The sequence below is a fragment of the Spirosoma sp. 48-14 genome, assembly GCF_001898575.1.
Lineage (GTDB): Bacteria > Bacteroidota > Bacteroidia > Cytophagales > Spirosomataceae > Spirosoma.
In genome coordinates, this window is the sequence record NZ_MKUD01000018.1 from 86,206 (window position 1) to 107,427 (window position 21,222).

The 21,222-nt window shown below is 48.6% G+C and carries 20 protein-coding genes; 10 read left to right on the forward strand and 10 right to left on the reverse strand.

Features of this window, described 5'->3' with window-relative positions; genetic code table 11:
- Positions 1 to 31 precede the first annotated feature (31 nt).
- Both BGO59_RS11475 and BGO59_RS11480 read left to right on the forward strand, forming a co-directional pair.
- Entirely contained in the window at positions 32 to 733 is a 702-nt protein-coding gene (locus BGO59_RS11475; RefSeq protein WP_293683758.1) for a hypothetical protein, read from the forward strand.
- Positions 730 to 1,473 (forward strand): potassium channel family protein, encoded by a 744-nt coding sequence (locus BGO59_RS11480; protein WP_293683759.1) that lies wholly within the window; start codon positions 730 to 732, stop codon positions 1,471 to 1,473. The genes BGO59_RS11475 and BGO59_RS11480 overlap by 4 nt, the downstream gene beginning before the upstream one ends.
- A gap of 15 nt (positions 1,474 to 1,488) precedes the next feature.
- Here BGO59_RS11480 and BGO59_RS11485 read toward each other — a convergent pair whose 3' ends face one another.
- A complete protein-coding gene (locus tag BGO59_RS11485; RefSeq protein WP_293683760.1) occupies positions 1,489 to 2,454 on the reverse strand; it encodes a polysaccharide deacetylase in 966 nt (321 codons plus the stop codon).
- Positions 2,454 to 2,753 carry a GNAT family N-acetyltransferase gene (locus BGO59_RS11490; RefSeq protein WP_293683761.1) on the reverse strand — a complete coding sequence of 100 codons (300 nt, stop codon included), beginning with the start codon at positions 2,751 to 2,753 and terminating at the stop codon, positions 2,454 to 2,456. The genes BGO59_RS11485 and BGO59_RS11490 overlap by 1 nt, the downstream gene beginning before the upstream one ends.
- A 174-nt stretch (positions 2,754 to 2,927) precedes the next feature.
- On the opposite strand from BGO59_RS11490, the gene BGO59_RS11495 reads away from it, so the two are divergent.
- The 3 genes from BGO59_RS11495 (at position 2,928) to BGO59_RS11505 (ending at position 5,148) form a co-directional block, all read left to right on the forward strand.
- Positions 2,928 to 3,887, forward strand: coding sequence for a YafY family protein (locus BGO59_RS11495; RefSeq protein WP_293683762.1), 960 nt, complete (start codon positions 2,928 to 2,930; stop codon positions 3,885 to 3,887).
- 278 nt (positions 3,888 to 4,165) lie between these two features.
- On the forward strand, positions 4,166 to 4,588 hold the full coding sequence (locus BGO59_RS11500; protein ID WP_293683763.1) for an EamA family transporter: 423 nt from the start codon (positions 4,166 to 4,168) through the stop codon (positions 4,586 to 4,588).
- 128 nt (positions 4,589 to 4,716) lie between these two features.
- The gene (locus BGO59_RS11505) at positions 4,717 to 5,148 is read left to right on the forward strand and encodes an SRPBCC domain-containing protein (protein ID WP_293683764.1); all 432 of its coding nucleotides are present in this window, start codon (positions 4,717 to 4,719) and stop codon (positions 5,146 to 5,148) included.
- A 32-nt stretch (positions 5,149 to 5,180) separates the two neighbouring features.
- On the opposite strand, the gene BGO59_RS11510 is transcribed toward BGO59_RS11505, so the two are convergent.
- The 4 genes from BGO59_RS11510 to BGO59_RS11525 form a co-directional block, all read right to left on the reverse strand.
- Positions 5,181 to 5,570 carry a hypothetical protein gene (locus BGO59_RS11510; protein ID WP_293683765.1) on the reverse strand — a complete coding sequence of 130 codons (390 nt, stop codon included), beginning with the start codon at positions 5,568 to 5,570 and terminating at the stop codon, positions 5,181 to 5,183.
- Positions 5,571 to 5,574: 4 nt separating this feature from the next.
- Positions 5,575 to 6,996 carry a vanadium-dependent haloperoxidase gene (locus BGO59_RS11515; RefSeq protein ID WP_293683766.1) on the reverse strand — a complete coding sequence of 474 codons (1,422 nt, stop codon included), beginning with the start codon at positions 6,994 to 6,996 and terminating at the stop codon, positions 5,575 to 5,577.
- 343 nt (positions 6,997 to 7,339) lie between these two features.
- Positions 7,340 to 7,879, reverse strand: a complete 540-nt coding sequence (locus tag BGO59_RS11520; RefSeq protein WP_293683767.1) for a hypothetical protein — start codon at positions 7,877 to 7,879, stop codon at positions 7,340 to 7,342.
- A 178-nt stretch (positions 7,880 to 8,057) separates the two neighbouring features.
- The gene (locus BGO59_RS11525) at positions 8,058 to 9,266 is read right to left on the reverse strand and encodes an acyl-CoA dehydrogenase family protein (protein WP_293683768.1); all 1,209 of its coding nucleotides are present in this window, start codon (positions 9,264 to 9,266) and stop codon (positions 8,058 to 8,060) included.
- Positions 9,267 to 9,391: 125 nt separating this feature from the next.
- Here BGO59_RS11525 and BGO59_RS11530 point away from each other — a divergent pair, with 125 nt between their 5' ends.
- A complete protein-coding gene (locus tag BGO59_RS11530; protein ID WP_293683769.1) occupies positions 9,392 to 9,940 on the forward strand; it encodes an adenylate kinase in 549 nt (182 codons plus the stop codon).
- Positions 9,941 to 9,969: 29 nt separating this feature from the next.
- On the forward strand, positions 9,970 to 11,682 hold the full coding sequence (locus BGO59_RS11535; protein ID WP_293683770.1) for a GMC family oxidoreductase: 1,713 nt from the start codon (positions 9,970 to 9,972) through the stop codon (positions 11,680 to 11,682).
- A gap of 89 nt (positions 11,683 to 11,771) precedes the next feature.
- Here the strand turns inward: BGO59_RS11535 and BGO59_RS11540 are convergent, their stop codons facing one another.
- On the reverse strand, positions 11,772 to 13,736 hold the full coding sequence (locus tag BGO59_RS11540; RefSeq protein WP_293683771.1) for a DUF4350 domain-containing protein: 1,965 nt from the start codon (positions 13,734 to 13,736) through the stop codon (positions 11,772 to 11,774).
- Between the two features lie 242 nt (positions 13,737 to 13,978).
- Between BGO59_RS11540 and BGO59_RS11545 the strand changes: the two genes are divergently transcribed.
- The 3 genes from BGO59_RS11545 to BGO59_RS11555 are packed head-to-tail and all read left to right on the forward strand — an operon-like array spanning position 13,979 to position 17,407.
- Entirely contained in the window at positions 13,979 to 15,562 is a 1,584-nt protein-coding gene (locus tag BGO59_RS11545; protein ID WP_293683772.1) for an NAD(P)/FAD-dependent oxidoreductase, read from the forward strand.
- Between the two features lie 8 nt (positions 15,563 to 15,570).
- Complete coding sequence (locus BGO59_RS11550; protein ID WP_293683773.1) at positions 15,571 to 16,764, forward strand: hypothetical protein; 1,194 nt, start codon at positions 15,571 to 15,573, stop codon at positions 16,762 to 16,764.
- 13 nt (positions 16,765 to 16,777) lie between these two features.
- On the forward strand, positions 16,778 to 17,407 hold the full coding sequence (locus BGO59_RS11555; protein ID WP_293683774.1) for a CoA pyrophosphatase: 630 nt from the start codon (positions 16,778 to 16,780) through the stop codon (positions 17,405 to 17,407).
- A gap of 3 nt (positions 17,408 to 17,410) precedes the next feature.
- Here the strand turns inward: BGO59_RS11555 and BGO59_RS11560 are convergent, their stop codons facing one another.
- The 3 genes from BGO59_RS11560 to BGO59_RS11570 are packed head-to-tail and all read right to left on the reverse strand — an operon-like array spanning position 17,411 to position 21,218.
- A complete protein-coding gene (locus BGO59_RS11560; protein ID WP_293683775.1) occupies positions 17,411 to 18,829 on the reverse strand; it encodes a TolC family protein in 1,419 nt (472 codons plus the stop codon).
- An 11-nt stretch (positions 18,830 to 18,840) separates the two neighbouring features.
- Complete coding sequence (locus BGO59_RS11565; protein WP_293683776.1) at positions 18,841 to 20,199, reverse strand: HlyD family secretion protein; 1,359 nt, start codon at positions 20,197 to 20,199, stop codon at positions 18,841 to 18,843.
- A 14-nt stretch (positions 20,200 to 20,213) separates the two neighbouring features.
- Complete coding sequence (locus BGO59_RS11570; protein WP_293683777.1) at positions 20,214 to 21,218, reverse strand: ABC transporter transmembrane domain-containing protein; 1,005 nt, start codon at positions 21,216 to 21,218, stop codon at positions 20,214 to 20,216.
- Positions 21,219 to 21,222: the final 4 nt, after the last annotated feature.

The window sequence follows — 21,222 nt, forward strand, 5'->3', positions numbered from 1 at the left end:
TACAGGCAGCATTTTTAAGTTAGAACACATTATGATTGCAGCGTTTCTGGTAGCCTGTTCGTTATGCCTTCCTCCGACCGATTCATCGGCAACGGCTGATACCTTACAGCCACGACGGCCACGTATCCGCCCAGCCTTCAATGTCGATTTTCGCGATTCGTTTCTGGAAAAACAGCATGTGAATGTATGGGGTGTCAATGCGGGTATCGAGTATGGGAAGAAACGCCACCAAATCACACTAGGCTATTACTGGATCAGCTATGCCTCTTACCTGAGCCTGATCGACTGGCGACGGAATGCCGCCCGGCGCATTAATCTGGCTTATTACACCCGTACGGATATGTGGTTTATCAGCATGATGTACTGGTTCAATATCACCAAAAACAAGCAATGGACCGTCAGTATCCCCATCGAATTGGGTGGAGGTGTGGCCTATGCACTTCCGCTCGATCTGACTAAAGAAACCCCTATCGACCGAACCAAACGGGACTTTCTGGTTCCACTCCAGGCGGGTTTGTATGGGCAATGGAAAGCCACTCGCTGGTTTGGTTTGAGCGCACAGATTGGCTACCGGGTTTCGGTATTTCAAACCGCCATCAACCAGAATTTCAACGGGAGTTATTACAGTATTGGGCTTAATATTTATCCAGCTATTGCAACGGATGTTTGGCGATGGATCAGGAAGAAAGAGCGAATTTCGCCTTTTCATCCCCCATTGCCCCCAAAATCATGAAAGAGGTTCCCAGACCGCCTTTGTCGAAAGTACGTCTGCACCAGATCATCATGCTGGTGCTATCGGTATATGTTGTCTTAGCCCTGCTCGTTCGGGAACTGATTCCGATTCGTAAGACTACCGGAGAATTGCTCGATCAGGTCGATACGGGTATCTGTCTGTACTTTTTATATGACTTCTTTTTACGGCTCTATCTGGCCCCCAACAAATGGGAATTTTTACGCTGGGGCTGGATCGATTTGCTGTCAAGTATTCCAGCTTTCGATTGGGGGCGACTAGGCCAGTTAGTGCGAATCATTCGGATTCTGCGCATGGTTCGCGCTTTTCGATCCATTCGGGACTTTCTGAATTTCTTCTTCCGGGACCGCGCCAATGGAACCCTGGCCGTAGTATTGCTCAGCTCCTTGTTACTTATGATTTTCGGGGCCATCGCTATTCTGTACGTCGAACGGGTTCCCGATGCCAATATCAAGACGCCATCCGATGCCTTGTGGTGGGCCTTCGTTACGATTACCACCGTTGGCTACGGCGACCGATTTCCCATTACCAGCGCCGGTCGACTGATCGCAGCTGTCCTCATGATTGCGGGTGTTGGTCTCTTCGGTACGTTTACAGGCTACGTCGCTAATTTCTTTGTCGAGGATGAGCAGGAGCAAACAGACAATGACATTCAAAAGTTGATCAGCGAGGTCAGGCAATTACGAGAGAAAATAGAAGAGATGGAGAAGCGAATGCCATAAGCAGTTGCCAGCCCCTTACTTCTCCTTCGCCACGCTGGCGGGTAAGTCATACAACAGCCAGCTCTTGTTCTCAATAGAAGCCGATTTTTTCCGGATCAGATTAATAAAATCGGTGATACCAAGAGGTTCGTTGCCATTCGCGTGGATGAGAACCAGGCTCCCTTGTTTGGGTTGCTGATTTTTAGCCAGCCAGGCGTCGCTGCCAATGGGTAATAGACCAAATGCGAGAATTCGATCAAAAACAGCTTTGTCGGACACAAGCCCCGGAAACCGAAAGAAGATGGAGGGTGTCAACCCATTCTGCAACATGGCCTGTTCATTCGACAGCACTTCTGCATTGAGATCGGTTGATGCTTCGAGCAGGAAATTGGCTTGAAGGGGTAAGCGCGGATTGTACCGATGATGGTACGAATGGTTGACCCAGGTAATAGCCAGTTCACCTCGACTCACCAGATTTTTGAGATAAGCTAAATCCTGCTGGTGATTCGCCATCCAGAGTCCGGTAATGGTAACCGTAATGGGAATGGGCTTTTCTTCCGGCTCAAATGCACGGATAAGTTGTTCAAAAACCGACCGGGTCAATGGTTTGGTCGATGGGCACAGATCAATGGTAAGGCTAAACCCCCGCTCGGTTGTGTCGGTTCGTTCAATACCAGCATCCTGCAAGTTTATGTCCCGCTTTTGCTCAATCTGCATCGCTTTGCCATAGGCGGTCTGGCGTACCTGTTGCATAACCGACGCCCAGGGTAATTCTCTGATTCCATCGGGCAGTAGTGCCACGACCGATGTTTGAAGCGTCTGCGGATTAAGGACCAGATAACGGGTTTGGAAATCCTGTTTCCAGCGCCGAAGCACGACCTGCTCTGGCTTACGGGTAGTAAGTCCTACCCACATGCGATAGTCTGTAAGCTGGCCAAGCGCAGACCAGCTTACAGAAACGAACAAAATCCCAGTCAATACCAGGCAACGTGTCGGAATCATTAAAAGCCGGTAGCGGTAAAAGAGGTTGATACGACCCGGTTCCAATCGGGATGGCGTTTCAGGTACGCGCTCACAAATGGGCAGAGCGGTACAATTTTCAAATTATGCTGCTCAACGTACTCTAAAACACCCTCTACTAATTTTGAACCAATCCCATGCCCTTCCAGGCTAGGATCGACCTCGGTATGAACGAGCGCCAGTGTTTCACCATCTACTTTCTGGTATTCAACGATAGATAACTTACCATCCGTTTCCAGTTCGAAACGATGGCGATGGGTATTGTTGTGGATGCTACTCATGCACTTGGGTTCTGTTATGTAGTTGTTTACCCGGAGCGTGAAGACTTGATTGCCCTACCTTCCGGTTTGTAGCTGCAAAAGAACCAAAAGAAACAATAGAATCCTCAGAATAGGCAGAAACACTATTTAACTCATCCGTTGTAATTTGCGCCGGTCATTCCAACTATTGCTTTTATGAACCGCCTTGACCGACTGACTGCCATTCTGATTCATCTGCAAACCAAACGGGTTGTGCGCGCTCAGGAGCTTGCCGACCGCTTTGGCATTAGCCTCCGCACGGTGTATCGGGATGTACGATCGCTGGAAGAAGCAGGCGTTCCGATTGGGGCCGAAGCCGGTGTCGGCTATTTTCTGACCGATTATCACTTGCCGCCAGTTATGTTTACCAGTGCCGAAGCCAGTGCATTGCTCATGGGCAGTAAACTGATTGAAAAGTGGGCTGATGCCTCCATCCGCACTGAGTTTGAATCAGCTTTGTACAAAATCAAATCCGTTCTGAAACGCACCGATCAGGAGCGACTGGACGATCTGGATGCGCATATCGCTGTAGCCAAACCAAGGCATCGCCAGCCCTATTCGGATGGTTTATTGACCCATATTCAGCATGCTATTGCGCAGAACAATGTATTGTTGCTCCGGTATCATTCACAATACAACGATGCTGAAACGGAACGGGAAGTAGAACCTGTCGGACTTCATCATTACCGGATGAGCTGGCACCTGATCGCCTTTTGTCGAACCCGTCAGGACTATCGTGATTTCCGAGTCGATCGGATTCGCGAACTGACCAACACAGGCCAGCGATTTGCCCGACCCGAACGCTTATCGTTGCAGGACTATCTTAATCGAATGGGTAAAGACTGGGAAATTTTTGAGGCTACGGTTGTCTTTCCCAAATCCATGATCCGCTTCATGCTGGAAGAACGGTACGCCTACGGCTTCCAGCACGAAGAAGACCTTGGCGATCAGGTTCGTATGGTTTTTCAAACACCTTACCTGGAGGGATTGGCCCGTTGGCTACTCATGTATGGCAATGCGGTAACGATTGAACAGTCGGAATCGCTTCGGGCACTGGTTCAAAAACAGGTCGATGAACTCCAGGCGCATTATTCTGCGCATCCGGTTTTGGGGTGAGTTGAATATACACCCGTAAACCAAACCATTGACTTTACGGATCAGGCAACTAAAAAACTCTTTCATTGATCGTTCAGTGCAATAGTTGAACGATGAAATTTACCGCATTATGGTCCATTCAATTTGTAGGTACTGCCATAATGCGCTAGTAGAATTGATAGACGAACCTCATCGACTGAAAGCGTTTCTGCACCAAGCATTGCAGAACGACACCCAACTGATTCTGTAAAATCCGCAAACCAACCAACTGATCCACAAAATCTAATCGTTCTAAAACTATGGAAAAATGGGTTGTTTATGCTATCATCTCGATGGTATTTGCCGGTCTCACGTCAGTCATCGCTAAATTTGGATTGAAGAACGTTAGTGGGGATACGGGACTGGCAGTTCGCACAGTTGTCGTGTTTTTGCTGGTCTGGGGCAATATCTTTTTCCTGCAAGGAACCAAACAGTTCCGTGCTCTAGATCGGGGGGCCATCCTTTTTCTGACTATTTCCGGGGTTACTACTTCACTATCCTGGATTTTTTATTACCGGGCAATCAAAATGGGGCCTGTTTCTCAGGTAGCCCTAATCGACAAAGGAAGTATTGTCATTGCTCTGCTCCTATCTGTATGGATACTTAAAGAGCCCATCACCCTAAAAACGACTGCTGGAGCCTTGCTGATTCTGCTGGGTCTTGGAGTCATTGCCTGGAAATAATTTCAATCTATTTTTTAGTTTATGCATTCTTGCCTGTAACAACTTTTGAAAGATGCTTTACCTGAAACCTACTGACATAGGGTTGTCAGCCAGTTGATGGAAATTTGGCGTAAATCAATTGAAAAGCCATGCGACAAGACCTGACTGTTTCTAAATCCATCGACATTAACGCTAGCCCAGCCCGAGTTTGGGAAGTATTAACCAACCCAGCACTTATTCAGGAATACCTGTTTGGTACCCAAACGCTTACCAACTGGGCCATCGGCAGCGAGATTATTTTCCAGGGGGAATACGAAAATCAACACTATCGCGACAAGGGTACTATTCTGAAAAATGTACCCAACCAATTACTCAGCTATAGCTACTGGAGCGGCTTTTCAGGCCTGGACGAAAGACCCGAAAACTACGCTACAGTCACCTACCAAATTGCAGAGAAAGGCACAAACCTTGCTGAGTTCACCTGGACTCAGCAAGGTTTTTCATCAGAAGCAGGGTATAACCACTCGCTCAACGGTATGGATGATTTTCTTAAGCAGATCAAGGCGATTGCTGAGCGGTAGTTTGTATGGTCATTGAGTGAAGAGGGCTTCACTCAATGACAAATCGTTTGTAAAACCTTTTCTACAGCATCGTCAAGCTGTTGACGTTCATCGGGTTGATGATAAGTCGCCGTATAGAGACTATCCATCGTTTTCGTGATTTTCTCAGCCAATTGCCCCGTACGCAGTGTATAGTTCGCTTTAACGGAATCGATCTGGGCACTTTGAGCAGACGTAAGTCGTATGCTGTGTTTTGCCAACGAATCTTCCATAAAACGAATATCATTGGCCGCCTTAAATCGTTCATTTTTCAATTGACGGGCCTCACATTCCAGCGTTGCCATCAGTTGGGCATCGCGGGTTAACTGAGATTGCTGAATTTTCTGGCAGTTGCCAACCGCGAAGCCTATGAGTACAAATCCAAGAGCCGTATTCCTGTTCATTGTGTTATTTTATCGTTTGTGGCCACTGAATCGACTTTATAACATTGTCGCCAATACCGCGTCCCATCAACAAACCGTTCAGGTTATCCATATCGTAGTGAATACCACCATATAGCCGGGAATTAGCACATTCCTGAGCCATGGCCGAAAAGTTGGTAAACTTCCTAGGCTGAAACCCATGCTGTACTTGTGAGCGGTCGGTAAACGCATAGTTCCCATCGCCATTCGTAAATAGTTTTATAAAGATTCGTTCACCCACACCGATTTCCGTAGCGTGTCCTGATGTATAGGCTGGAAACGCTGGTGTACCGATCACAGTCTGAAAATTTGGATCTATGTACTTCTGGATGTACGACACCGGCCGGATCAATGAGTAATCGTATTTCGCTTTCCAACAGGCGATAAATGCATCGATCTCCGCAATACCTAACATAGCATAACCGACTACTGCTTTTTCAAGCGTAGCATTGGTTTCTTCCAGCAACTGCGTCATAATGTTAAACGTGTGGCCGGTAGGTGTGCAAGTGGCAAACGGATCGTCGGCCCAAAATTTGGCGATCTCAACCTGCTCAGCAGTATTGCCTTTAACCTGATTGTAAACAGCTAGTGCCTGTTTATAGAAATTCGATGTTTTATCGGTTGAGAAGGCAATTGGCTTTACCGGATTGCCAAACGTCATGTTGGAGGCAACAATAGGACGGCATTTTGCCCAGTAAGGACTTAGGGGTGTGAGATTTTTGGCATCGGTCGGCACCCATTTATCCACGCCCGTAACTGGCGTAAACGGTTTTGAAAACGGATTCAAATAAGAATCGTGCCCGCCGTCGGTCTTAGAATATTCGTAAATCGCCTGCGATATAGCCTTTCCATGTTGCTCAGAAAGATCAGCCAGGGGCTTGTTAATCGTAGCTGTGAAATTGGCCAGATTTTGGGCTTCCAGATCGTTTATTTTTTTCAGGTTGGCTTCACTTAAGTTCTTGCCGAACATATTCCGCATCATGTCCGCTACTGCGGCATTGACCACAATGCCCCAATGGTACCGTATATAATCTGGTGATGCTTTGGGCATACTGGCAGGCACGAGCTGATTGATTTGTCCGGCAAGGGGGCTTGCATTCGGAATCCCACTATACACCGACTCGTAGGCGGCTATACCTACATACCCAAATGCCCGGGAAGCCTGCGGAGGTAAAAAACCCGCCGTTTCTTTTACAATTCGACATTCGAGCGAAAACCACTCACGTAGAAAATCAGCGGAATAATTAGAAACTGTGTTCGGCTTGACTGGCTCTACATCAATCGTAGAGGTACACCCTGCTATAAGTAGTCCTAAAATCGCTACATAAAGGAAACGAACTCGAATAAACCCTCTCAAATTCAACAAATTACCTAATTTCAATTGTAGTATGTAGTACACTATTTTCATGATCAGTGAAAGTTATGGTGAAGTCACGGTGTATTTACTTTGGTACCACCTCTGACGGTTAATACCGTGTAAAGCCACCGCCAACAGATCTTACGAGACATTAAACCCCAAACAAATGAATGCCCCAGCGATACAGCTTAACTACCCCAAGCGAACGTAGAGCCTGGATAGTGGTTTACTCGAACAAATCGGGCCAGCACCAGCCCTATGCCTGTAAGCCTTCTTTATTCGGTGTGCATTTTCGGGAAACAGATGAATCGCCGATGTACGCATAGCGTGGCAACCTCAGTCTTTCAGTCGACAACTGGAGACAGAGGATGGGGCAACGCTGTAGATAATCACTTCAGCACTCGGGAGGGGGCGAATGAATAGGCAGAGATCGCGCCAGAAACACAAATGACAGATCAGGAATGCGAATGGTCTTTCGCCAATGCGGGGTAAGAAAATAAAAAACCACTCGTGGAGTGGGCGAATACTCTTTCAGTAAGAACTTAAGAAAGCGATTAGCTTTTCGTTGTGATTCACTAGCTTCGCTAATATGGTCATTCAGAAAAGAGAGTAAATCATGCTGCCAAACCGAATGACTTTCCATTTCAAGGCCAGCAATATAAAGAATGGCCTCTCTTACTTCCATACTAACAACTGAGTAATAGTGGCCGCGATATGTAAAGCCATCAGATGTTGTATGGGTAATATCGTTGAGTTCAAATTTATTTTTTAGCGGAATTTGAAACTCGACAAGACTATCTACCGATCGATATACTAAAAGGCGCTCCGATAAATCGTGTTCAGCCTGCCACCAGCTAGCTATCGCCACTAGCATATAAGCCAGCGTATGATATACGATCAATATAAAAAAGCCGATGGATAGAACTTTCTTCACGTAAAGAGGTTTGGCAACGTAACATCAACGAATGCCAAGCCATCTACAAAACTTATGCCAGTCTTCTAATTCACTTTTCTATTGAAAATGATGGTAGAGCGGCTATTTGGTTATTTCTACTGCTTTGAAATAACCAAATAGCCGCCCCGTTTTAAGGTAATCTGATTCGTTCATCAACCTATTTAAAGGCAGGAATGCCGGTAATTTCTGCCCCCAGAATAAGCAGTTGAATATCGTGTGTGCCTTCGTAAGTACTAACCGATTCAAGGTTCATGAGATGCCGCATAATCGGGTATTCGCCTGAAATACCCATAGCGCCCAAAATCTGGCGAGCCTCGCGGGCAGTTCTTAAAGCCATTTCGACATTGTTACGTTTGGCTAGTGAGATCTGCGCTACGGAAGCCCGATCTTCATTTTTGAGCATCCCCAACCGCCAGCAAAGTAGTTGAGCCTGCGTTATGTCGGTCAGCATCTCGGCCAGTTTCTTCTGTACAAGCTGAAAACTGGCGATGGGTTTATTAAACTGAATCCGTTCGAGTGCATATCGCCGGGCCACTTCGTAGCACTCCATAGCAGCTCCAACCGCACCCCAGCAAATGCCGTAACGAGCCTGTTCCAGGCATTTCAAGGCACTTTTTAATCCGTATGCTTCGGGCAGAATGTTCTCTTTCGGCACCTGTACATCCCGAAACACCAGTTCACCCGTACTACTGGCCCTGAGCGACCATTTATTTTTGATTTCGGCGGTCGTAAACCCTTCCATGCCACGCTCCAGAATCAGACCGCGAACTTTTCCCTGGTCGTTTCTGGCCCACACAATGGCAATATCAGCAATGTTGGCGTTGGTAATCCAGAGTTTAGAGCCATTGAGCAGGTAGTAATCGCTGCGCTCGATAAAGTTCGATTCCATACCACCGGGATCTGACCCATGATTAGGCTCTGTAAGGCCAAAGCAACCCAGCATTTCGCCCTTTGCCAGTTTAGGCAGGTACTTTTTCTTCTGCTTTTCCGAACCAAATGTCAGGATAGGATACATGACCAGGGAGTTTTGAACGGATACGCATGAACGCATACCCGAATCCCCCCGTTCGATTTCCTGTGTCATGAGGCCATACGAAATCTGATCCAGCCCACCGCCCCCATATTCGGTTGGGATGGTAGCTCCAAACACACCAATCTGGCCAAACTTACGAACCAGATGCTGGGGGAATTCGGCCCGTTGGGCATACTCTTCAGCAATGGGTGTTATTTCGCGCTTTACAAAATCGCGCACAGCCGACCGAACCAGCTTATGTTCGGCCGTAAAGAGGTCGTCGAGGTTATAGAAATCAGGCGATTCGAACGTATCGACCTTGTTTCTGGGCGGAGTTATCGATTGGGATTGCATAGTGGGTTAACCGAAAAAAACGGGGCTTGTTGTAGGAATAGGCTATTTTTCGCCAATTTACGAGAAGAAATGTGTATCCGTTCAGACTGGCATTTTCTGGTTGAACGACAGGCCAAATCAATTTCATGAAAATCCACATTTTTGGTGCATCTGGCTCGGGGGTTACTACGCTGGGCAACGCCTTATCTGCCCAAACTGGCATTCCTTATTTCGATACGGATGCGTATTACTGGATACCTTCAAACCCGCCCTATCTTTTCAGAAGAGAACCGACTGAACGTATTGCTTTACTGACCAGCGACATAAGCTATTCCACAAACTGGATTATTGGAGGATCGCTTCTTAACTGGGGCGACCAATGGCTTTCTGCGTTCGATCTGGCCGTTTTCCTCTGGGTCCCTCCTGACTTACGACTGGAACGGTTGCGCAAACGAGAGTTTGAGCGGTATGGCGATATCATTTTTACGGACAAAGATCGCCATCAACAATCCGAAGAATTCATTGACTGGGCATCGGGCTATGACACCAACGTAGCCCATGGGCGGACATTACAGGCGCATGAAAACTGGATGAAGAAACTTACCTGCCCCCTCATCGAACTTCGGGGCAACCATACTGTTGCCGAGCGGTTAGCCATGGTTACCCACCAACTGACCCTTCAAAACCATAGGTAAGAATCCAAATTCGTTCACTTTACTAAAACATGGCAAACTTCCTCATCGATAGCCGCAAGGCGCAAACCTACGATGCCATTGTTGTGGGGTCTGGTATCAGTGGCGGCTGGGCGGCCAAAGAACTTACGCAACAGGGTCTTCGAACGTTGCTGCTGGAACGTGGGCGTCCCGTCAATCACGTTACCGATTATCCGACGGCCATGCTGAATCCCTGGCAACTGGAGCATCGGGGGCAGGTGCCACTGGCCATTCGAAACGAGTATTCAATAGCCAGCCGGAATTATGCCTTCCATGAGGATACCATGCACTTTTTTGCCAAAGACAGTGAGCAGCCTTACGTGCAGGAAAAGCCCTACGACTGGATACATGGCTATCAGGTTGGTGGACGTTCGCTAACCTGGGGGCGGCAAACCCAACGCTGGAGCGATTTCGATTTTGAAGGCCCCGCCCGTGATGGTTATGCCGTAGACTGGCCCATTCGGTATGCCGATATAGCGCCCTGGTACAGCCATGTAGAACGATTTGTTGGCATAACCGGCCACAAAGATGGGCTGGCTACCCTGCCCGATGGCGAGTTTTTACCCCCACACGAGATGTCCTGTGTGGAACGTTATTTTAAACAACAGGTATCGGCTCGCCATTCGGACCGGCATGTGATTATCGGCCGGGCTGCCCATATTACAGAGCCGAAGCCTATTCATACACAACAGGGCCGGGCACGTTGCCAGCATCGAACCCTTTGCGAACGGGGCTGTCCATACGGCGGGTATTTTAGCAGTAATGCCTCCACCATACCCTGGGCCATGCGTACCGGCAAACTTACCCTACGCCCCTATTCGGTAGTGCATTCCATCATCTATGATGAGCAAAAACAGCGGGCAACGGGCGTTCGTGTGATCGACACCCAGACGCATCAAATGACGGAATACTACGCCCGGATTATTTTTGCCAACGCGTCGGCGCTCCATACAAACCTGATCCTACTGAATTCCACCTCCCATCGTTTTCCGAATGGGCTGGGCAACGATTCAGGGTTACTGGGAACGCATATGGCTTTTCATAGCTATCGGGGCCGGGTTACGGCCACTTACGATGGCTTGCTGGATTCCACCACCGACGGGCGACGGCCCAACAGCAGCTATATTCCTCGCTTTCGGAACGTTTTTAAGCAGGAAACCGACTTCCTGCGTGGTTATGCTGCTACCTTTTATTCATCTCGAAATCCTGTTGACAATCAGGAAGGTGTCGGTGCGGCTTTAAAACAGAACCTGATCAATCCTGGTCTGGGCGAATGGCAGGTCGGATCGGCCATGATGGCTGAAACCATACCGAAAGCGCATAGTACCGTTCGGCTCGATCCGGCTCTTAAAGATAATTTTGGGATTCCGCAGCTACGCGTATCGGTTGACTATGATGAGAATGACCGGAAGATTCTGAACGATTTCTTTGAGCAGTTTAGCGAAATGTTTACCCAGGCGGGTTTTAAAAACATTCGGACGATTGATACAGGGCGATTACCTGGCAGCGAAAACCATGAGATGGGTGGTGTCCGCATGGGCCGTGATCCTAAAACGTCGCTGCTCAACCGCTGGAATCAACTCCACCACTGTTCAAATGTATTCGTTACCGACGGCGCCTGCATGACTTCTACCAGCACCCAAAATCCGTCGCTGACCTACATGGCCCTTACGGCCCGAGCCGCCAATTACGCAGTCAGGCAGATGAAGAGATCAGCGCTTTAACTTTGTCATTCTGAGGAACTAAGAATCTCAAAATTCCCTAATAGGATGCATTAAGATTCTTCGTTCCTCAGAATGACAAAAAAGTAAAGCTACCGCTTGCTGGTTGCCGAACCGGGAGCAGCAGAGCCTCCCTGCTTCAACAACCAGCTTGCCAATTCTTTAGCTGCCTTAAAATTCTCATACTGAGCCGGAATTTTCCGCCCGTCTACATACTCATTATACAACCAGGGATCGCCAACCGCAAACACGGTTCCTTTGCCTACTTTGGCAACACCCATAATCACATCACCGGCATCCGTAACCATCGCTTTAGCCGGAGCTTTCACGCTCAATGGCGACAGTTCCTTGATGTATACCGTTCTGGTTGTTGGGAATACCGCATTACCAGCCGGGATACTGATTTTTCCCTGCTCAAATTTGTCGCCCTGCACCATGTTCCGATTTTTGGGCAGGAACTGCATACCGAATCGGGCAGCTAGCTGGTTGAAATGCTTGTGTTCGCAGTTCGATGTATCGTTGGCCATCAGTACCAGCGTACCACCTGCCTCAACCCAACTGGCAATGGCATTGATGTCGCTTTCGCTCACGTAATTAGGTTTAGGCGTTTCCTTTGGTGTGTCGGGATCAACAATAATGTACACATCAACCCCTTTCAGCGACGCGGCTGTCGGAGCGCCTGTAACAGTGGTTGTTTTAGCACCCAGTTTGCGAAAAATACTCCCCCACCAGAAAAATCCCGAATGCTGCTGATCGTCCCAGGTGTAATGAAACGGCTCCTGTTCACCCGTATAGCCTTTTCGGAATTCGTGGTTGAAATAATTATCGACGGCAACAGTTTTGCCTTTTCCGAGACCATCTTCGGCAGCGATCTCCATCTCGACACTCGCCATGATAAACGGCCCCACGCCTTTCAGGTCATCCTGCCGAATCGGTTCGCTGAGGTAGTATTCGTAACTGCCATCGCGATAGGGTGTTCCTCCCAGCCCCCCTACTACTACCGTTTTTTCGAGGTGAATGAGTCCTTTATCGTCGGTCGTGATAAACTGTTTCAGGATACCTTGATAGCCTTTCCGCGCAGGTGTCATCATTGATGCCGGAAGATAGCCCATGCGTACACCTTTGACCAGGGCATACACAAACATGCAGGAACCCGATGCTTCGAGGTAATTTCCTTTGTCGCCCATGCGGTCGGTTACCTGCCACCAGCACCCTGATTTGGGGTCCTGAAATTTCACCAGCGACGGCATGAACCGATTCAGAATAGCAATCAGTTCACCACGACGAGGGTGATTTTTGGGAATATAATCCAGTACATCGACCAGTGCCATTGCATACCAGCCCATAGCCCGACTCCAGAAATTGGGCGAATTACCTGTTTCTTTGTTGGCCCATTTCTGTTCACGACTTTCGTCCCAACCGTGGTAAATCAGCCCGGTTTTAGGATCGCGGGCGTGTTTCTCCATCCAGACGAACTCATTGATTATATCGTCGTAGTGTTTGGCATCGCCAAATAAGGCAGTGTACTCCGCATAGAACGGCTCAGCCATGTAGAGTCCATCGAGCCACATCTGATAAGGGTACCGTTTCTTGTGCCAGTAGCCGCCCTCTTTTGTACGTGGTTGCTCAGCCAGTTGTTTTCGAAGCAGGTCTGCTGCTTTCCGGTATTTTTCTTTACCCGGTAATGTCTGCTGATACAGTAGGAGCAACGACCGGCCGGGTGTAATAAAATCCAGATTATAATCGTCGAGCTTATAGGTACGGATATCGCCATCAGCTTTTACATACCGATCCATATTTTTCTGGATGTAATTGAAATAGCGATCGTCGGCGGTGCGGTACCAAACCTGTTTTACACCTTCCAGCAAAACGCCCGTTTCGTATTCCCAATGGGCAATCCCCTTAGTGCCGTCCTGGCGTTTATACGAAATGGAATCAGGGTTACTGGCTATAATAGAGGTTACCATACGCTGCGACCACGGGAGGGTTGCGCCAGACTGGGCCAATACGACCTGACTTACTACCATCAAACAACTGAAAAGGCGAAACTTCATCATTTTTTATGGGCTACCCTCAACTAGCCAATTTGGACTAAATTTTTGTCTTATCAATCTCTATAATCTGCGTAAATCATACAGATCGTGATTGATCGCTGAATAAGAATATAGTCATAAATTCGGCCCACATACTCTCTGACTGGCATAAAAAATGTTACTTGACAGGCAATCGAACCCAAACCCAGGGCTGCCTGTTACCTAACAAATAGTCCTTTGCCAGATAAACACTGGCCGTTTTCACGATGATTCACCAACTTTCGTTAACGCTTGCGCCCGAACTGGCTTTCGATGATGAGGCATTTCGAATGCATGTACTCACTCATCTTTCACTACCTGATACCGCTGAGGTACTTGTCCGTAAAAAACGACAATCCATCGACGCACGCAATCGTCAGGTGCGGGTACAGGTTGAGGCCGATGTTTTTGTAGGCCAGACTCCTCCCCCACTGATCCAATACCAAAAACCACAGACCGATGTCAGCAAAGCCCCGCAGGCTATTGTGGTGGGCGCAGGACCAGCCGGATTGTTTGCCGCTCTACGGCTTATAGAACTGGGCATCAAGCCGGTCGTTGTAGAGCGCGGTAGCGATGTACGCACCCGCCGACGCGATCTGGCAGCTATCAACAAAGATCATATCGTCAATCCTGAATCAAACTATTGTTTTGGCGAAGGCGGAGCCGGTACGTACTCCGATGGTAAACTGTACACACGGTCTACCAAACGTGGAGATGTCCGACGCATTCTGGAGATTTTTGTTGCTCACGGCGCTACCGAGCAAATTCTGGTGGATGCTCACCCCCACATTGGCACCAACAAACTTCCGAACGTAGTGGCCGACCTTCGGACCAGTATTCTGAATGCTGGGGGCGACGTTCGATTCGACACCAAAGTAACCGATCTCTTACTCGACGGGAATGAGCTGAACGGTGTGGTGTTGGCCAACGGCGAAACGATAACTGGTATTGGGGTCATTCTGGCAACAGGCCACTCTGCCCGCGACATTTTTTACCTGCTCCACAACCGAAAGGTTCGGATTGAAGCCAAGCCATTTGCGATGGGCGTTCGGATTGAGCACCAGCAACGACTGATCGACCAATTTCAGTATCACCGCCCGAACCGCGGAGATTATTTACCTGCTGCATCTTACAGTTTAGTTGCCCAAACACGTTATCAGGGGGTAGAACGTGGCGTTTTTTCGTTTTGTATGTGTCCAGGTGGGTTTATTGTTCCGGCAGCTACTGCCCCGGGCGAACTGGTCGTCAATGGCATGTCGCCTTCCCGTCGGGATTCGCAGTATGCCAATTCGGGGCTGGTTGTGGCCATTACCGATGTCGACTTACGGCCCTACGCTGACGAAGGCCCACTGGCCGGATTAGCCTTGCAGCAGGAACTTGAACGCTGGGCATGCCGGATGGGTGCAACTCAGGCAGATCGACCTTCACAAACGGCTCCTGCACAGCTAATTGCCGATTTTGTGGATGGCCGTATCTCTAATGATCTGCTGCCAACGTCCTACCAGCCAGGCCTGGCTTCGGTCGATATGACGGAGGTGTTACCCGATCATATTGCCCAGCCATTACGCCAGGGGTTGCGGGATTTTGGTCGAAAAATGCGGGGCTACGTAAGCAATGAAGGGCAATTGATTGGTGCTGAGAGCCGAACCTCATCGCCTGTACGCATACCCCGTCACCGCGACACCTGTGAGCATGTCGACATTCAACGGCTGTTTCCCTGTGGCGAAGGGGCTGGTTATGCGGGAGGTATTGTTTCAGCAGCCATGGATGGTGAACGTTGTGCGGAAGAATTAGTTAAGTTGTACAGGTAGTTTTCAGTATGAAATATCCACTCTATATTGTTCTTATAGTTTTAGGCTTAACTCCTTCTCACCTAAAGGCACAAGCTCGTATCAGTGCCTATTGGGGATTTTCGTTGCCTGTTGCCAAAAAGCATGGCTTGAAAGGCAATGTTAAAACAATTACTCAGACGCAGTCCCCTGTCACGAATAAACCCACCGATTGGCTCGACGGCTATTCAGGTCAAAACTATTCAGAAGAATACAACAAGCAGGGTTATCTGGAAAAACGTACTTCCTTCGACGATTATAATAAACCACAGGTAGCTACTCATTACGCCTATAGATCCATCGGAGAAATTAGCGCCATTTGGGACGAAATTTTAGCCCAAAAATCGAGAATGCCTCTTTCCGAAGGCCGTATTAGCTATGAATTCAATCCAACCAGCAAGCTATATATTATTCAGGATAAGCGAATTATTGGAGGGGTTCCCCGGAATACTCGGACGGAGATGCAGATGGATTCCGCAAACCGGGTTGCCATAAAACGTACGTATAAACAGGATACACTGCTGATAGAAGATGAACGTTATACCTGGGATAAGCCGGGATATTTGACGGAGCATATCATACGCAGGCGGAAGCAAGTTAACGAAATGCCCAAACTCGGTCAGGCAGAGCTTGACGCATTCATGGATGAAATAACCAGTAATCTTTCCGAGGACGAAAAAGCAGCCTTCAAAGCAGAAGCAGCCAAGGAAAAAGTCCAATTGAAAAATCGGGAAGATAGTCTTAAACGTGTAGAAGATAGTTTATATGCCCTTCAGCCAGAATGGTCTGTCGATACAACGGCATATCGAAATCAATACGATAATCAATCCAGACTACTTAGGCAAGCATCTTATAAACAGAATCGATTAACAGAGGTATTTAGTTTTAGTTACACCCCAGAAGCTACTCATAGGGTAGTTCAATATTATGATCGATCTGGCAATTTAATTAACGAAACCAAGAGTCGTCAGCATCCTGTAGAGGGCTACATATTATCTGACGTTTCGCGAAATAATCATGCCGGAAAATGGGAGGAACGTGTATTTGACTATACCAACATAACCAAACCGATTTACCAGTACCAATACGATACACATAGCAACTGGATCGAACGAAGACAGGTTGATGCTACTGGTAAACAAATTGGCAGCGCCTTAGTCCGTAAGATCGAGTATTATCCATAAAAATTCCGTCCGAATGTTACAAACCTCGTTCAACGCTTTTACCGAAAACCTCCGGCAACGGTTACAGAAACCGTTGCCCGGTGAGGCTGCGCACCAGAAAATGGCGTCGGCAGCGCGGTATCGGCTGGGTATCAAACCCAACGAGCGGACACGTCGGAGTGCGGTCCTGATTTGTTTCTATCCCTTTCAGAACTCCATTTATTTACCGCTTATTCTTCGCCCTCAGTACGATGGCGTCCATGCCGGGCAAATGGCCTTTCCGGGTGGTCGCATGGAGCGATTCGATGAGAATCTGACCCGTACCGCCTTACGTGAATCGCAGGAAGAGGTTGGTATTCGGGTGTCGGATGTGAAGGTACTCGGCCTGCTCACGGAGCTATTCATCCCACCCAGCAATTTTTACGTACAGCCTGTGGTGGGTGTACTCCCCTACCGCCCTGACTTCTACCCCGACCCTCGTGAGGTAGAAGCCATTGTTGAAGTTGATCTGGAAACCTTGCTCGACGAAACCATCGTAGGCGATAGCCAGATCGAAGTACGGGGGGTACTGGTCGACGCACCATTCTACCAGATTCAGGGGCACCGGGTATGGGGGGCTACCGCCATGATGATTAGCGAATTGCTGATGCTACTGGATGCTTAAAACCTACTGACTGGTACCAGCTACATAATACAACTCCGCAATCGCTTTCTGGTATTTCGTTTTCAGTTCTTCTCCTTTTATCCGTAAATCAATCAGCTTGGTTTCTCGGGAATTAACCAGAAACAGAGAACTTTCCCCTATGTCGAATTTTTGCTGTTCGGCCTGGAGCAGTCGTTGCTGGTTCTGGATAGCCTGTTGCTGTACAATCACCTGTCGAGCCAGTGCCTGAAGCTGGTTATAAGCCGCCTGAACGGTATTGGTAATATCCCGATTAGTCTGTTGCCGTTCTAAAGCCACCTGCTGATTTTTCACCTGAACTTCCCTCAGCTTCCCCCGTTCTTTCCGAAGAAATAAAGGAAATACTACGTCCAGCCCAATTTTATGATTCTGCGGACGGAACGAATAATAATCGCTCCAATCGTAGGGAACATCGACCGTAGGCGTCTGACTCAACAGACTGGCACTGACCGTGATCTGTGGCTGCACCATCGCTCGCCTAAACTGCTCTTCGATCGTAAGCTGCTGGGCCTTTGCCTCCAGCTTCAGCAATTCAGGGTGCTGCTGAGTGGCCCGATTTAGGAGTGCCTGAAGCGTATCGGCCGAGTAGGTTGTTAGCGGAGCCTGCTGTGGTATAGCTGAGGCAGGTAACTCGGTCGGCTGCCCCCGTTCGTTCCATAAAAAAGTGCTCACCCTGAGCCGGGCGTTTTGCTCCTCAAGGTCTGCCTGCTGGCGCTGTACCAGTCGATCCTGTGCCGTTATCAGGGCTTCTGTCGTATCAATTATGGCGGCATCGCCTATCAAAGCTCGCTCGCGTAAGGCCCGAAAACGTAAATCGGCCAGTTCATACCCTTCTACCAGTAACCTACGCTGTTGATACGCCAAAAACCACTCCCAGTATGATTTGGCCGCATCGAAAAGCGTTTTGTTAACAAGTTTCAGCCGGTCAGCTTCAGCCAGATTTACGGCCAGACGAGCCTGCCTCACCGCCGATCGTCGGGCATCAATACTAATCGTTCTACCGATTGGCAAACTTACACCGATTCCAGCAAGGCCAGATGACGGGGTTCGTTCGGCCGGATTGATATATTGACCCGCATTCTGGTCATACGAAGCATTCAAATCAATTCCTGCCCACCATAACGGCACAACCAGCTTATTTTGCCAGTGGTTGTAGTATAAGGTGTTGCCAAACTCTTTCCGGTCGTAGCTCGAAGCTAGTTTCGGGTCGAATGCCCCCCGTGCCTGCATTACGACCTGCTTAGCTTCTTCGCCAAATAATCCGGCCTGTTTGATGATTGGATGGTTGGACCGGATCAACTCGAAGAATAGTTCAGCCGTAAAAACGGTGGTATCTGTCGGGCTAGTCAATGACTGAGCTGATACCCTACCCATAAAAATGCCTAATCCGAAAAGGAATAACATTGTCAACCGCTTCATTTCTTCGCTCCTTTTTCGTCCTTAGGTTCTTCTTTCAAACTGGGCGGAAAGCCATTGAGCTGGCGCCAGAGTTCATACCAGACGGGTACATCGTCGAGCATAACCCAACCGTATACACCTGACCCGACCCGCAACTGAGAGGGCCAGGGCTGATCGCCCTTTTCCTGTATCGGCTGGACCAGTAGCCGGTATTTACCCCCTACACTGCTTACCGCATCGATTACCGCGACACGCCCGCCAAACGTACCGACCGATACAGACGGCCAGCCCGAGAATTGAATAGCTGGCCAGCCATCGAACTGCAACCGAACGGTTCGCCCGCGTTGAATCAGGGGAACATCCATGGCACGCACATACAACTCAACGGCAAGCTGGGGATTGGCAGGCTGAAGTGTAGCAATCGGCTCCCCTTCTTTAATGGTTTCGCCAATACCAGCTTTCGATGGGCGAACAACGTATCCTGCCTGCGGTGCCCGAACCACGTAGAGGCCACGTCGAACATCCACACTAGTCATCTTATTTCGAAGCTTGGAAATCTCCCCGTTGATATCAGCCAGATACGAAACGGCTGAACTTCGGTCCGACTGCGCTTTGGCCAGTTTTTCCTGAAAATCAGCCCGAAGAGTACCTAATTCTAGTTTGGCGTTCACCAATTCCTGCCGCGACACATTGACTTTATTCTCCTGCGAAATCACTTTGGCGTTATCTTCCTGCACTTTGAGCCGTCTGGTTTCCAGATCAGTGAGTGAAAATAACCCATTTGTGTAGCCTTTTTCGTAGCGAGCCAATCGGTCGAGCGCAATCTGGTAGTTCTTCCGAATAGCAGCCAGATCAGCTTCGTCGGCTGATAGCTTGTATTCGCTTTGCCGAACTTTGTTCCGCGCAGCTTCGAGTTTTACCGTAATGCCCGTCTGTAAGGCCGTAATTTGCCCATCCAGTGCCTTTATTTTGGCGTCGGTAGCCTGTAAACTGCCTTGTTTAGCAGCCAGTTGTTCATCCAGCCGCAGGGGTAGGTTGGGATCAAAATATTCGTCTTTTATGTCGGAGATTACCAGTAAGGTGTCTCCTTTTTTTACGTAGTCGCCATCTTTAACCGACCAGCGTTCGATACGACCGGCAATAGCGTTCTGGATCGTCTGAGGGCGGTCCTGGGGTGTCAGGGCTGTAAGCGTTCCTTCGCCGTTGATATTCTGCTGCCAGGGCAAAAACATGATCAGAACACCGACTATCAGAAAGAAAAGCATCCAGCGCCCCAGCCTTCGTCCTCCATCCGACTGCGGAAGTGCGTGAAGCGTTTTAAGAGGGTACTTGGCCAATAACTCTTCATTGACCCGCTGATTGGATATATTAAGCATTGTTCTTTCAAGATTCAGGATAATGGTTGATCGATCAGGGGCATGTCCGTTACGGTTCCAATTTTCTCGACAGCCGTAACCAGATCAAAGACCGTATCGATACCCGAAATAAGCTTATCGACCGAGCCCGTAATTAATACAATGACCAGCTCGGCAGCGACAAACTGGCCCAGCGACATTTCCCGGCCAACCACCAGTGTCGTTCCCAGGATCAATAGACCACCTGTTACAATCGTTTTGAAGGCCACGCCACCATAGAAAAACTGGCGAAGTACTTTAAAGTGCTCGTTACGGTACTTTACATAGTTGGCGACCAGCTCATCCATTTTGTCCATGGGCTCATGATCAGTCGCTTTCGGCTGATTACGAAACGTTGATAAATTACTTGCTATCTCTTCGAGCCAGGCCACCACTTTGTATTTATATTTTGACTCGTTCAGACTTGTCCGTACACCACTCGGCCCATATAACCGACTCAAGAGCCAGATCATAAACACTGTGAAAAGCCCGAATCCGACAAAAATCGGGTGATAGGCCGACAGAAGAATTAGCCCGAAAATGATCTGAACCGTTGCGGCTGTCAGATCGATCAATAATTTAGGCAACCCTTTTTGAATGGTCAGTACATCAAAAAAGCGGTTCATCAACTCAGGTGGATAATAGCCTTCCAGGGCTTCAGGCTCAATCCGGGGCAATCGGTAGGTAAATTCAAAAGCTGCCTTGGCAAAAATACGTTGCTGCAACACTTCAACCAGAGCCATCTGCCCTACCAGTAACAAACCGGCCGCCAGTACACCAAAAATCACTACCCCGATCAGGACATACACCGAGCTAAAAACCAGCCCTCCAGAAACCAGGTTAAAAACGGCCTGAATACCTAATGGCAGGGAAAGGCTAATAATCCCGGTCACCAGTGCATACAGATAGATGTAGCCTATGTCTTTTTTCTCATTGACCAGAAGCCGCATCAATCGCTGCCAGGGCGAGGGGGGTATATCGATAGGCCTTACAACACTCATGATA